Source organism: Chitinasiproducens palmae (assembly GCF_900095735.1).
Lineage (GTDB): Bacteria > Pseudomonadota > Gammaproteobacteria > Burkholderiales > Burkholderiaceae > Chitinasiproducens > Chitinasiproducens palmae.
This window is the reverse complement of record NZ_FNLO01000005.1, coordinates 1-13,424: the sequence shown is the minus strand read 5'-3', so window position 1 is coordinate 13,424 and position 13,424 is coordinate 1. Positions and strand designations below refer to the sequence as shown.

The 13,424-nt window shown below is 65.7% G+C and carries 12 protein-coding genes; 5 read left to right on the top strand and 7 right to left on the bottom strand.

Annotated features, from left to right (window positions below; translation table 11 throughout):
• Nucleotides 1-73: 73 nt before the first annotated feature.
• From paaE to paaA, 5 genes are read right to left on the bottom strand one after another with little or no spacing between them, the layout of a single operon-like run.
• Nucleotides 74-1,162, bottom strand: a complete 1,089-nt coding sequence (gene paaE / locus BLU54_RS09510) for a 1,2-phenylacetyl-CoA epoxidase subunit PaaE (RefSeq protein WP_091907467.1) — start codon at nucleotides 1,160-1,162, stop codon at nucleotides 74-76.
• Nucleotides 1,163-1,169: 7 nt separating this feature from the next.
• Nucleotides 1,170-1,685: a 1,2-phenylacetyl-CoA epoxidase subunit PaaD gene (gene paaD / locus BLU54_RS09505; RefSeq protein ID WP_091907465.1), complete on the bottom strand. Its 516-nt coding sequence runs from the start codon at nucleotides 1,683-1,685 to the stop codon at nucleotides 1,170-1,172.
• Nucleotides 1,686-1,712: 27 nt separating this feature from the next.
• Nucleotides 1,713-2,513: a 1,2-phenylacetyl-CoA epoxidase subunit PaaC gene (gene paaC / locus BLU54_RS09500; RefSeq protein WP_091907463.1), complete on the bottom strand. Its 801-nt coding sequence runs from the start codon at nucleotides 2,511-2,513 to the stop codon at nucleotides 1,713-1,715.
• A gap of 10 nt (nucleotides 2,514-2,523) precedes the next feature.
• On the bottom strand, nucleotides 2,524-2,808 hold the full coding sequence (gene paaB / locus BLU54_RS09495) for a 1,2-phenylacetyl-CoA epoxidase subunit PaaB (RefSeq protein WP_091907462.1): 285 nt from the start codon (nucleotides 2,806-2,808) through the stop codon (nucleotides 2,524-2,526).
• Nucleotides 2,809-2,861: 53 nt separating this feature from the next.
• Nucleotides 2,862-3,851 (bottom strand): 1,2-phenylacetyl-CoA epoxidase subunit PaaA, encoded by a 990-nt coding sequence (gene paaA / locus BLU54_RS09490; RefSeq protein WP_091907460.1) that lies wholly within the window; start codon nucleotides 3,849-3,851, stop codon nucleotides 2,862-2,864.
• A 331-nt stretch (nucleotides 3,852-4,182) separates the two neighbouring features.
• Here paaA and BLU54_RS09485 point away from each other — a divergent pair, with 331 nt between their 5' ends.
• The 3 genes from BLU54_RS09485 (at nucleotide 4,183) to BLU54_RS09475 (ending at nucleotide 8,404) form a co-directional block, all read left to right on the top strand.
• A complete protein-coding gene (locus BLU54_RS09485; protein ID WP_091907989.1) occupies nucleotides 4,183-5,751 on the top strand; it encodes a gamma-glutamyltransferase family protein in 1,569 nt (522 codons plus the stop codon).
• Nucleotides 5,752-6,111: 360 nt separating this feature from the next.
• Nucleotides 6,112-7,395 (top strand): oxalate/formate MFS antiporter, encoded by a 1,284-nt coding sequence (oxlT, locus tag BLU54_RS09480; protein ID WP_091907458.1) that lies wholly within the window; start codon nucleotides 6,112-6,114, stop codon nucleotides 7,393-7,395.
• 205 nt (nucleotides 7,396-7,600) lie between these two features.
• Nucleotides 7,601-8,404 carry a GntR family transcriptional regulator gene (locus BLU54_RS09475; RefSeq protein ID WP_091907987.1) on the top strand — a complete coding sequence of 268 codons (804 nt, stop codon included), beginning with the start codon at nucleotides 7,601-7,603 and terminating at the stop codon, nucleotides 8,402-8,404.
• Nucleotides 8,405-8,595: 191 nt separating this feature from the next.
• On the opposite strand, the gene BLU54_RS09465 is transcribed toward BLU54_RS09475, so the two are convergent.
• Complete coding sequence (locus BLU54_RS09465; RefSeq protein WP_091907456.1) at nucleotides 8,596-9,987, bottom strand: GntP family permease; 1,392 nt, start codon at nucleotides 9,985-9,987, stop codon at nucleotides 8,596-8,598.
• A gap of 573 nt (nucleotides 9,988-10,560) precedes the next feature.
• Between BLU54_RS09465 and BLU54_RS09460 the strand changes: the two genes are divergently transcribed.
• Together BLU54_RS09460 and BLU54_RS09455 are read left to right on the top strand one after the other, a co-directional pair.
• Nucleotides 10,561-11,493: a cobalamin-binding protein gene (locus BLU54_RS09460; RefSeq protein ID WP_091907454.1), complete on the top strand. Its 933-nt coding sequence runs from the start codon at nucleotides 10,561-10,563 to the stop codon at nucleotides 11,491-11,493.
• A 300-nt stretch (nucleotides 11,494-11,793) separates the two neighbouring features.
• Nucleotides 11,794-13,062, top strand: coding sequence for a GDSL-type esterase/lipase family protein (locus BLU54_RS09455; protein WP_091907452.1), 1,269 nt, complete (start codon nucleotides 11,794-11,796; stop codon nucleotides 13,060-13,062).
• Between the two features lie 123 nt (nucleotides 13,063-13,185).
• On the opposite strand, the gene BLU54_RS23970 is transcribed toward BLU54_RS09455, so the two are convergent.
• Nucleotides 13,186-13,424, bottom strand: a 239-nt coding sequence (locus BLU54_RS23970; RefSeq protein WP_211435325.1) for a hypothetical protein, incomplete at its 5' end; no start/stop codon positions are given.

Genomic DNA, 13,424 nt, shown 5'->3' with positions numbered 1-13,424 from the left:
GCGCCACCGTTGTGCGTACCGCACGCTCCGGGCAGAGCGGCGGCGGCACCGGCGCGCGCGCGACCGGGTTCTGCTAGCGCTCGTCGTAGCTGACGACGACACGCTCGGTGAGCGGCCGCGCCTGGCAGGTCAGCACGAAGCCATCGGCCACTTCCTGTTCCTCGAGCGTGTAGTTCTTGTCCATCGCGACCTTGCCCTCGACCACCTTCGCCCGACAGGTGCAGCAGACGCCGCCCTTGCAGGCGTAGGGCAGGGCGAGGCCGGCCTTCAACCCGGTATCCAGTACGCTCTGGCCCTCATACGGCGTGCGCAGCGTGCGCGAACTGCCGTCCAGGATCACGACCAGCTCCGCGGTCGGCGCCGAGTCGTCGATGACGATCTGACGCCGCGCCGCGCCCTCGCCGGGCACGCCGAAACGTTCCGCGTGCACCTGGCCGGCCGGCACGCCCGCTTCGCGCAAGGTTGCCTCGACCGCATCCATCATCGAGCCCGGTCCACAGATGAATGCTTCGTCGATGCTTTGCGCCGGCAACAGCGTGGCGAGGAATTCACGGCACTTGTCCGCATCGATGCGGCCGTTGAACAGGCCGACGTCCTGCGTCTCGCCGGACAGCACGTTGTACAGCGTGAAGCGTTCGAGATAGCGGTTCTTCAGGTCCTCGAGCTCTTCGGCGAACATGATCGTATCGACGCTGCGGTTGCCGTACACCAGCGTGAAGCGGCTGTACGGTTCGACGGCAAGCGCCGACTTGATCAGCGCGATCATCGGCGTGATGCCGGAGCCGGCGCAGAAACCGACGTAGTGCTTGTCGTTCGACGGATCGAGCGGCGTGTAGAAGCGTCCATCCGGCGGCATCACGTCTATCGTATGCCCCGGCTGCAGCGCATCGTGCACGAAGTTCGAGAAACGCCCGCCCGGCACGCGCTTGATGCCCACGCGCAGTTCGCCACGGTTTGCGTAGTCGTCCACGCCGGCGCAGATCGAGTAGGAGCGGCGCGCCTCCTCGCCGTCGATTTCCGCGCGCAGGGTCACGAACTGACCTTGCGTGAAACGGAACGTGTCGCGCAGTTCGGGCGGCACATCGAACGAGAGGGTCAACGCATCGGCCGTCTCCGGCCGTACCTGACGGATACGTAGGGGATGGAATTGCGGCGTGGCCATAGACGGTTCAGTACGGTTTGAAGTAATCGAAAGGCTCTTTGCAATCCAGGCACCGATACAGCGCCTTGCAAGCGGTCGAGCCGAACTGGGCCAGCACGGCGGTATGCGTCGAGCCGCAACGCGGGCAGGGCACCGTCTCGACGGTGCGGCGCGTGAGATGAATCGGCGTCTCGCGCGCGGCGCACGCGCCGCTTGGCGGCGCGATGCCATAGGCGCGCAATTTCGCGCGGGCCGCCTCGTCGATCCAGTCGGTGCTCCACGCCGGCGACAGCACTGTCCGGATGCGGTGCGGTTGGATCTGCGCCGCGTCCAGGGCGGCATCGATGTCCTCGGCAATCTGGCTCATCGCCGGACAACCGGAGTAGGTCGGCGTGATGACGACTTCCACCACGCCGTCATCGGCCAGCGTGACGTCGCGCAAAATGCCGAGCTCGGCGATCGAGACCACGGGAATCTCGGGATCGGGCACGGCATCGAGCGCGGCACGGGCACGCTCGAGCACAGCGGGCATGCTCGTCGTCATCGCGTTTCTCCTGGCGAATCGGCGCGCTTACCAGCTCGCGCCGGGGTGCTGGCGCGCCAGCGATTGCATTTCGGCAAGCAGGAAGCCCATGTGCTCGGAATGCAGGCCGCGCTTGCCGGTCGTCAGGCGCGCGCCCGCCGCCGGCAGCGTCAGCGTGGCTTCCTCGGCGGCCAGCGCGACGACGCGCTGCCAGGCTTCCTTGATGGGCGCCAGCGCCGGTGCGATGCCTTCGGCGGCCATTTCGTCGTCCACCGCGTCGCCCGCGAAGAACTCGTTGGTGTACGGCATCAGCTGGTCGAGCGCTGCCTGCGTACGGCGGTGCGATTCTTCGGTGCCATCGCCGAGACGGACCAGCCAGTCGCGCGAGTGCGCAAAGTGGTAACGCGTTTCCTTGCTCGCCTTGGCCGCGATGCCCGCCAACTCGGTATCGGTGGAGGTTTCGAGCGCCGGCCAGATTTCGGCCATCAGTGCCGCATAGAGGAAGTTGCGCACGATCGTCACGGCATAATCGCGGTTCGCCGCGGCGGTGCCCGACAGCGAGGCGTGATGCGGCAACTCAACCATCGTGTAGTTGAGGAAGGCCATCTCGTCGCGCCAGTATGCGTAGTCGTCCTCCGACTTCGCGACACCGGTGAGGGCGTGTTCGAGCTTCGCGGCGTGGCCGTACAGCATGCGTGCCTGTCCGATCAGATCGAGACTGACGTTGGCAAGCGCAATGTCCTCTTCCAGCGCGGGGCCATGGCCGCACCACTCGCTGTTGCGCTGTCCGAGGATCAGCGCCGTGTCGGCGAGGCGCAGGACGTAGGTCAGGTGGGACTGGGTCGTCATCGCGTCAGCCTTACATGTGGTTGACTTCGTCAGGCAGCTGATAGAACGTCGGGTGGCGATAGATCTTGTCGGCCGCCGGTTCGAACATCGCTTCCTTCTCGTCCGGCACGGAGGCAGTGATCGACGCCGACGGCACCACCCAGATGCTCACGCCTTCCAGGCGGCGCGTGTAGACGTCACGCGCCATCTTCAGCGCCATCTGCGCGTCACTCGCGTGCAGGCTGCCGCAATGCTTGTGATCCAGACCCTGCTTGCTGCGGATGAAAACTTCCCACAGCGGCCATTCCTTGTTCATTTCGTTCTCCGTCCCGGTCTTGCTTTCGTATGTGAGGTAGGGCGCCGGGGCAGTCAGGCCGCTGCGCGGCGCGTCCGGTCCTTGTTCGCGTAGGCCAGCGCGGCATCGCGTACCCACGCGCCGTCTTCGTGCGCCTTCACGCGCGTGCCGAGACGCTCCGCGTTGCACGGGCCGTCGCCGGCCAGCACGCTCCAGAACTCGTCCCAGTTGATGGTGCCGTAGTCGTGGTGGCCGCGTGCCTCGTTCCACTTCAGGTCCGGGTCCGGGAACGTGACGCCCAGCACCTTGCCCTGCTCGACGGCTGCGTCCACGAAGCGCTGGCGCAGATCGTCGTTCGAGATCCGCTTGATGCCCCACTTCATGGTCTGCGCGCTGTTCACCGAGTCCGCGTCGCTCGGGCCGAACATCATCAACACCGGCCACCACCAACGATTCACCGCTTCCTGCACCATCCGGCGTTGTTCGTCGCTGCCTGCCATCATCGCGAGCAGCGCATCGAACCCCTGCCGCTGGTGGAAGCTTTCCTCCTTGCAGATACGGATCATCGCCCGTGCGTACGGCCCGTAAGTGCAACGGCACAGCGGGATCTGGTTCATGATCGCCGCGCCGTCGACGAGCCAGCCGATCACGCCGATGTCTGCCCAGGTCGGGGTCGGATAATTGAAGATGCTGGAGTACTTCGCCTTGCCGGCATGCAACGCATCGACCAACTGATCGCGCGAGACCCCGAGCGTCTCCGCCGCGCTATACAGATAGAGGCCATGACCGCCCTCGTCCTGCACCTTGGCCAGCAGGATCGACTTGCGCTTCAGGCTCGGCGCGCGCGTGATCCAATTGCCCTCTGGCAACATGCCGATGATCTCGGAGTGCGCATGCTGGGAAATCTGGCGCACCAGCGTCTTGCGGTATGCCTCCGGCATCCAGTCCTGCGGCTCGACCTTCTGGTCGGCGCTGATCTTCTCGTCGAATTGGCGCTGTTCCTCGGACATGTCGAGGACCGGGGCAATGCTCTGGCCGGGAACATCAAGCGATTGGGTGTACATGGCAACGTCTCCGGGACGCATGGACAATGTTGTCCATTATATATCCCAACCGACCGGTCGGTAAATTAATTGGCGGACGAGGACTCAGGGTTTTCCCGCACTGCTTCGGGGCACCCGAGCGTAGCCGCCGCCCAAGATGGTGCGCGGCAGCACTGTGTTGTTCCGCCGGCATGGCGTGAGTGGCTGCGAAAATCTTCCAGGCCGATGATTTTGCTACAAATATTTGCGTTGGCATGAGGGCTGCATTATGTCCACCGTCATGTATGCAAGCGTGTGCGCAAGGAACCGAATCGTGCAGTCTCATCTCAATCCAGTCAGGGCAATGCATGGCATGGCGGTCGCGCCGCACGCGCTCGCTTCGCAAAGTGCGCTCGCGGTGCTGCGCGATGGCGGCAATGCCGTGGAAGCCATGGTCGCGGCTGCTGCCACCATTGCAGTGGTCTACCCGCACATGAACAGCATCGGCGGTGACGGCTTCTGGCTGATCGCCGCGCCTGGCAAGGCACCGGTCGGGATCGAAGCCTGCGGCGCGGCCGCCGGGCTGGCGACCGGCGCGCTGTATCGTGAGCACGGCTTGTCCGCGATCCCGACCCGGGGGCCACTGGCAGCGAACACCGTTGCCGGGACGGTATCGGGATGGCAGGCGGCGCTCGAATGGTCGCAGGCCCACCTTCGCGGACGCTTGCCGCTCGACCGCCTGCTCGGCGATGCGATCGGCTATGCCCGCGACGGCATGCCCGTCACGGCCAGCCAGATGCGCGGCACTGCCGCCAAGCGCGCCGAACTGACGTCGATACCCGGCTTCGCGGCGGCCTTCCTGCCAGACGGCGAGGTGCCGCAAACCGGCACCGTGATGCGTCAACCCCGTCTGGCGGCCACGCTCGCGAGACTCGCCGAGGCCGGCCTTGACGACTTCTATCGTGGCGAACTGGCACAACGCATTGCGGCCGATCTGGCGAGCGTCGGCAGTCCGCTGGCGCTGTCGGACCTGGCGCGGCATCGGGCGCGCGAGGTGACGCCGCTGGCGATCGAGCATTCACAGGGCACGCTGTACAACATGCCACCGCCGACCCAGGGACTGGTGTCGTTGATGATTCTGGGACTGATGGACCGGTTGCCGCTCGACGCCGCGGGCAGCGACAGCGCCGATTTCGTGCATGCGTGCGTGGAGGCCACCAAGCAGGCCTTCGCAGTGCGCGACGCGCACATCACCGATCCCGACCACATGGATGTCGCGCCCGCCGACCTGTTGTCGCCCTCCGCCCTGGACGCCGCCGCCGCTCGCATCGCGATGGACGTCGCCGCGCCGTGGGGCACGGGACGCGGTCCGGGCGATACGGTCTGGATGGGCGTGGTCGACGCGCAAGGCGTGGCGGTCAGTTTCATCCAGAGCATCTATCACGAGTTCGGCAGCGGTATCGTGCTGGCCGACACCGGCATCAATTGGCAAAACCGCGGTTGCAGCTTCTCACTCGATCCTGCGTCCCGCAACCCGCTCATGCCGTACCGACGCCCGTTCCACACGCTCAATCCGGCGCTGGCACGCCTCAAGGACGGACGGACCCTGAGCTACGGCAACATGGGCGGCGACGGCCAGCCGCAATCGCAGGCAGCCGTGTTCTCGCGCATCGTCCGCTTCGGCATGAATCCGCAGGCCGCGATCGATGCGCCGCGCTGGCTGCTCGGGCGGACCTGGGGACAGACGAGCGACAGTCTGAAGCTGGAACGCCGGTTCGGCCAGGCGGTCGGCGACGCACTTGCCGCGCGTGGCCATGAGGTCGAGTACGTCGCTGCGTACGATGAGGCGATGGGCCATGCGGGCGCCATCGTGCGCCACGCCGACGGCAGCCTCGAAGCCGGCTTTGATCCTCGCAGCGACGGCGCGGCGGCAGGGTGGTAGGCGCGGCTTGGCCGGGCTGCCGTACAGCCCCCTGCCTGTCCAACTAACGATGCGGCCCGGCCGCTGACACGACGCGTCCGGCCGGGCGCGTCGACGAACGGTGCCGACGGACCGTGCGTTCGCAAGACGGCGCGGATGGCGCGGGATGGCGCCGCGCATCCGCTACAGGCAGCGATCCGCCGCCAGGCCAGACGTGAAAAAGATATGCAGTACTGATTGAAGCAGCGCAGGTGTGCTTGTCGACTTCAGTTTGTCGACTGCAGCTTGTCGACTGCAGCTTGTTGACTGCAGCTCGTAACCGCAGCTCGTAACCGCAGCTCTAACCGCAGCTCGTAACCCGCATTCACCTTGGAGAATCTCATGGCCAGTACCGGTTTGACCACCGGCGCGTCCCCGCTCGCGCCCGCGTCCTCGCGCACCCGCTGGTTGCAACTGTCGCTCGGGCTGGTGTGCATGGCAGCCATCTCCAGCCCGCAGTATGTCTGGACGCTGTTGACCCGGCCGCTCGCAGCCAAGCTGGGCGTGCCGCTGCCGGAACTGCAAGTCACCTTTTCCTTGCTGATCATCCTGCAGACATTCTTCTCGCCATTCCAGGGCAGCCTGATCGATCGCTTCGGCCCACGTCGTCTGATTGCGATCGGCACGTTACTGTCCGGTCTCAGTTGGGTGCTGGCGGCGCAGGCCGGCAGCGCCGCGATGCTATATCTGACCTACGGCTGCGTCGGCGGCCTCGGCACCGGGATCGTCTATGTCGGCGTGGTCGGCCTGATGGTGCGCTGGTTCCCGGACCGCCGCGGCTTTGCTGCCGGCATGGTGGCGGCCGGCTACGGCATGGGTGCAATCCTGACGACTTTTCCGATCTCTGCCTCGTTGGCCAGCCGTGGTCTGGACAGCACGCTGTGGATGTTCGGCATCGGCTTTGCGGTGATCGGCTTCCTGGCCAGCCAGGGTCTGCGCACGCCGCCGCTGGCGGAGGATCGTCCGGCGGGCGCCTCGGCCAGTGGGGAAGGGGCCTCGCGGGCGCAGTACCGCCCGTCGCAAATGCTCAAGGAACCGCTGTTCTGGCTGATGTTCGCGATGATGACGATGATGTCGACGTCCGGGCTGATGGTGACGTCGCAGATGGCCACCTTCGCGCGCGATTTCGGCATCACCGAAGTCGTCGTGTTCGGCCTGGCGGCATTGCCGCTGGCGTTGACGATCGATCGCTTCACCAACGGCCTTACGCGGCCCCTGTTCGGATGGGTCTCCGATCGTTTCGGACGGGAGCACACCATGTGTTTCGCCTTCGCCCTCGAAGGGGTGGCGATGGCTCTCTGGCTGGCGACCCGTGACAACGCCGTGTTGTTCGTGTTGCTTTCGGGCGTCGTGTTCTTCGGCTGGGGCGAGATCTTCTCGCTGTTCCCATCCACGTTGACCGATACCTTCGGCAGCCGTCACGCCACGGCCAACTACGGTTGGCTGTACATCTCGCAAGGCATCGGCTCGATCTTCGGCGGCCCGCTGGCGGCACTGATGCACCAGCACACCGGCAGTTGGCACCCGGTCTTCGCAACCGCGATCGCGCTCGACCTTGCCACCGCCTTGCTGGCCATCGCGGTGCTCAAGCCGTGGCGCAAGCGTTTCATGGCGGCGCGGTCCTGACCGCGAGACCGCAGGTCTGAAAGACCGAAAGACCTATAGTCGGAAAGACGGAAAGACGGAAAGACGGAAAGACGGAAAGACGGAAAGACGGAAAGACGGAAAGACCGTGCCCGGCCGTCCTGACGCTGCGCCACGCAACAGAACGGCGGGCACGCAGGACGGCTCCTGGGCCGACCGTCGGCGCACCGTCGCAACACTCATGACGATGGAAGAACTGGATTCAGGGCGACCCCGGAAGCGCCAGGCCTCGCGGGCCGAAACCGTCTATACGCGCCTGCGCGAGGCGATTTTCGAATTCCGCTTGATGCCGGGCGATCGCTTCACCGAAAACGAAGTGGCCGCGCGGCTGGGTACCTCTCGCACGCCCGTTCGTGAAGCGCTGTTGCGTCTACAGGCCGACGGGCTGGTGCAGGTCCATTTCCGCAATGGGTGGGAGGTCGTGCCGCTCGACTTCACGCGTTTCGCCGAACTCTACGAGCTGCGTCTACTGATAGAGCGGCAGGTTGTCACTGCGCTGTGCGTGCCCGGCGCGCCGCGCGTCGACCGAACGGTGTTGACGCGGCTCGGCGGGATCTGGCGCGTCGAGCCGGCGCTGCGCGCAGCCGACGGCGCGCAAGTCGCCGCGCTCGACGAGGCATTCCATATCGCCTTGGCGCGTGCCGCAGGCAATCGCGAAAGTGCCGCCGTGCTGGAACAGGTGACCGACCGGATACGACTGATCCGGCGCATCGATTTTGATTTTCCAGAGCGGATCGCGCTGACCTACGACGAGCACATCCGGCTGCTCGACGCGTTGCAGGACTGCGATTGCGAGGCGGCGCTGACGCTGCTTGACGAGCACATCGACGACAGTCATGCCACCGCGAGCCGCATCACGGTGGAGCGCCTGCAGCAGGCCCGCGCCGCGCGGCCTGGGGCGCCGCTCGGCAGGCCGGGTCGCCTGTGGGAGGCGCCGCATGCGGGCGCAGCGTCCATTGCGGCGACCGTGACCACTCTGGCCGCTCCCTGAACTGCTACCCCGGCCACTACCGCGGTCGCCACCCCAGCCATTACCGCCACCGCCACCTCAGTCACCACCCCGGTCACCACCCCGGTCACCACCCCGGTCACCACCCCGGTCACCACCCCGGTCACCACCCCGGTCACCACCCCGGCCGCCGTCACCGACGCCGGTTCGAATGACGGTTCGCCGGCGGCGGCTCACACGATGCCGGTCGTGTAGTAAAGGCCGATCACGAAGAACACCGCCAGCGTCTTGAGCAGCGTGATCGCAAAGATGTCCTTGTAGGCCTGCCGGTGCGTCAGTCCAGTGACGGCCAGCAGCGTGATCACTGCACCGTTGTGCGGCAAGGTGTCCATGCCGCCGCTGGCCATCGCCGCCACCCGGTGCAGCACTTCCATCGGAATCCCGGCGGCCTGCGCACCGTCGATGAAGGTTTGCGACATGGCGGCAAGCGCGATGCTCAGTCCGCCGGACGCCGAGCCGGTGATGCCGGCGAGCGCGGTGACAGACACGGCTTCCTTGACGAGCGGGTTAGGGATGCCTTGCAGGGCGCCGCTGACGACTGCAAAGCCGGGCAGCGCGGCGATGACGCCCCCGAAGCCGTACTCCGATGCCGTGTTGATCGATGCCAGCAAGGCCCCCGAGACGGCCTGGCGGCTGCCCTCGGCGAAGCGCCGGGCGATGGTGCGGAATGCGAAGATCAGCACGAAGATGATGCCGACCAGCAGTGCTGCCTCTACCGACCAGATCGCCGTCATCTTCTTGATGTCGACGACGAGAGGTTTCGGCAGGCCCGGCAGTTCAGCCGAATAGGTCGCACCATACCAAAGCGGGATCAGACGGGTGAAGGCGAAGTTCAGCGCGCCCACCAGCACCAGCGGCGCAAACGCGAGCACCGGGTTGGGCAGGCGTTCGGCCTCAAACGGCGCTGGCTCGTTGACCAGCGCGGTGCCGTAGCCTTCGCCGGCCGCCATCGCCTGACGGCGCCGCCAGTTAAGATAGGTCAGGCCAAGCACGATGATGAACGCGGAGCCGGCAAGACCGAGCCACGGCGCTGCCCAGGTGGTGGTCTTGAAAAAGGCCGACGGAATGATGTTTTGGATCTGCGGCGTGCCGGGCACCGAATCCATCGTGAACGAGAACGCACCGAGTGCGATCGTGCCCCCCATCAGGCGCTTTGGGATGCCGCTTTGCCGGAACAGCTCCGCGGCGAACGGATAGACCGTGAACACGACGACGAACAGCGATACGCCGCCATAGGTCAGCAGCGCACAGACGATCACGATTGTCGCGATCGCCTTGCCGGGCCCGATCAGGTTGATGACCGAGCGGACGATAGCCTTCGAGTAGCCCGACAGTTCGATCAGCTTGCCGAACACTGCGCCCAACAGGAAGACCGGCAGGTAGAGTTCGACGAACGACACCATCTTCGGCATGAACACCGTGTTGAAGATGGGCGCGACCGCAGCCGGGTTGGTCAGCAGGACGGCGCCCAGCGCAGCGATGGGCGCGAACAGGATTACGCTGTAGCCCCGGTAGGCGGCGAACATCAGGAATAGCAGTGCCGCCAATACAATCAGAAAATCCATTCTGCATCTCCGACAGAAATTGAACGCGCGATCCAGGCAGGTAACGGCTTCGGCCATGCACGTTGGCCTTCCCGTTCGCGAACCTTGTAATTAGTCTTGGCTCGTCATTGTGCGTGGAATTCAGTGGCGAGAGTGAGTCGGCAACCCCAATGTTGCGCCGCCGCAGCGTCGGCCACCAGTCGGCCGTCGGTTAGAGTGGCGCTTCTATCCGGCGCGTGTCAGCGACGTGCGCCGGCACGGCAGAGACCGGCGCGCCGCGCGTGGGGCCGGGGCAGCAAGCAAGCGAGACGCTGGTGCGCCGACCGCGCGGGATGGGCGAAGGGTGCGTCGCCTGGCCGGTTGGTCGGCTGGCGCGCGGCACCCGGCAGGCGTCAGACTGTGCGGTACCGACTGACGGTGGCACATGTAGCCCTGACGTAGCACTGACGCTGCGCCGTACGCCGCGCAGCAGGTCGTCGTCGCGGATAGGCTCGCGCGGTCGTTTGCCGTCCTCCGAGATCGGCGCCTGGCCTGGCCCCGACACGTTGCGAATGACCTCCCGCCCACCCGACCAACCATCCGTCCAACGATTCAATGCCCGCCCTGTTCGAACGCCGCACTGTGTATCCGATCGCGTACTGGCTCGTGGCCGTCGCGCTCTCTGCGCTTTCTTTTGCGGGGCAGGCGAAGGCGGCTGCTCTGACGGTCACCGACGATCTCGGACACGCGGTGACGCTGGAGCGGCCGGCCCAGCGTATCGTCAGCCTGTCTCCCCATACAACTGAAATGTTGTTCGCCGCAGGAGCCGGCAGCCGGGTCGTTGGCGTCGTCGCATACAGCGACTTTCCGGCCGAGGCGCGGCTTCTGCCACAGGTCGGGAACAGCAGCGCCCTGGATCTCGAACGCATCGCCGCGCTGCGGCCCGATCTGGTAGTCGCATGGCTGCACGGCAGTGCGCGTCGGCAGCTCGAACGGCTGGCCGACCTCGGCATTCCAGTCTTCTACAGTGATCCGCCCGACACCGCGAGGATTGCTGACACGCTGGTCCTCCTTGGCCGCTTGACGGGCAGCGACAAGCAAGCGTCTCAGGCTGCCGATGCGTTTCGCCAGCGGATCGCCGCCTTACGGCGTTCGCACGCCGGCGCACCGCCAGTCAGTGTATTTATGCAGGTCTGGGACGATCCGTTGATCACCTTCGGCGCGCAGGCGCCGCTCTACGCTGAACTGTTGACGCTTTGCGGTGGGCGCAACGTCTTCGGTCGCTTGCCTGGTGTCGCGCCAGCTGTTGCCACCGAAGCGGTGATCGGCGCCGACCCAGCCGTGATTGTCGCGACGCGCGGAAAGACCCAGGCCGACCCGCTAGCCGTCTGGCAGCGTTGGCCGCAATTGCGCGCGGTGGCCAGCAGGCAGTTGTTCACGATCGATGCGGACCTGCTCAGCCGGCCAGGACCGCGTATCGCCGAGGGGGCCTCGCAGTTATGCGGCGTGTTGGACCGCGCCCGCACGCACGGCGCAGTGGAGCGATAATCAGCCATTTACTTCGCTGGATTTCCCGTGTCCTCTGTCTCAGTTTTGCGGCTGGGCCGCGCACTAGCGGCATGGTCGTCGGCCGCGCCCTCCACGTCAGTCGCTCCAGCCACGTCAAGCGCGCTATTGCGGCCTTGCTTCCCTTCCGTCTCGTTGGCCGCTGGACGGACGTGGCGGAGCCAACGGCGCCCCGCCGCGCTTGGTGACGGCGCACGATTCGACTGGCGTTTCAAAGGCGTTGGCGGTCTCGCTGTCCGCCTGATCGGCAGTGCGATTGGCCGAAAACGGACGCTCCGGACGATGCTGGCGAGCGCGGTGCTATTGCCGGGCGTCGGCATTGCGGCGACGGAGCCGGCTGCCGGCGACTGGACCGCCAGCTGGCGCGCCGCGCCGCAGGCAGTGGTGCTCGCCTCGGCCGCCCCGTCATATCTGAAGACGCCGACCATTGCCGGCCGTACCGTGCGGCAGATCGTCTACTCGCGGCTCGCGGGTCGAGCAGTGCGGATCTCCATCTCGAACCGGTACGGTCGCGAACCGCTAGTACTTGATGCCGTTCGCATCGGCGTCGCGCCGCAAGGCGCGGGGCTGCAAGCGGGGACCGACCGTCCGCTGCGGCTGGCCGGCGCGGCACAGATCGTGGTGCCGGCCGGACGGGAGGTCGTGACGGATGCGGTCGAGATGCCAGTCAGCGCGGGCGAACGCCTGGCAGTCAGCTTCTATATCAAGCATGCGGTGCATCCGACCACGTGGCATAAGCTCGCCAGCCAAACCGCTTATGTCTCGGCGGTAGGCGACCACAGCGCGGATAGCTCGGCAACGCCGTATCGTCCACTGGCGAGCTCCTACTTCTGGTTGAGCGGCCTGGATGTCGCCGGACCGTCGGGCCGGACCGCGTGGGTGGCAATCGGCGATTCGATCACGGACGGCATGCGTTCCACGCAGGATGCAAATCGACGCTGGCCGGACGTATTCGCCGAGCGCATCGGCGGGGCTATGGACGGGCGGGTGGCGGTCATCAACACCGGCATCAGCGGCAATCGTCTGCTCAGCGATTCGGCGTGCTATGGCGAGCCGCTGCTCAATCGGTTCGGGCACGACGCATTGGATCTACCGAACGTGAAGGCGGTGCTGGTGTTGATCGGCATTAACGACATCAACTTTGCCGCGATGCCAAAGCGTGCCGGCGTGGACTGCGACGAGCCTCACACGCAAGTTGACGCCAATGCATTGCTGGACGGCTATCGCCGTCTGATTGCGGCAGCGCACGCGAAGGGCTTGAAGATCTATGGCGCTACGCTCACGCCAGCCTCACTGCCGCCGGCGCGCGAGGCAATTCGAACCGCTGTGAACACGGCGCTGCGAGCAGGCATCGGATTTGACGGAATCGCGGACTTCGATCACGCGCTGGCCGATCCCACGCAGGTCGCGCGTCTGCTACCGCGCTATGACAGCGGCGACCACATCCACCCCAGCGACGCCGGCTACGCGGCGATGGCCGCCGCGGTGCCCGCCGCCTGGGCGTCGCCTGTCGGCCCGAGCAGTGCGGCGACTCGTAAACGCCGCCATTGAAAGTCCGTGGGCTTGAACGGAATGCCTGAGTCCGATTAACGAGGGGGGATGAATTAATTCGTCGAAAGGACTTGCCAAGACGCGGTTCTCGTCCTAATATCTCGTTCCTCTGCTGCACGGACTTCAACGAGTGCAAGCGGCAGGGACGGGAGAGTGAGTGACGAGCTTCCGGTGAGTGAGCGGGTTTTGTAGTGCGCGTTTCGTTGGGTGGTTGAACGAAACGGTAAGCGAAAAAAACCTGTTGACGAACGAAGAAGACTGCTTCATAATCTCGTTTCTCTGCTGCTGATGCAGCGACGCAGCAAACGAAGCAAGCCAGATTAAGTATAGCTGGTTTGTCAAGTTAGCGCGATGCTCTTTAA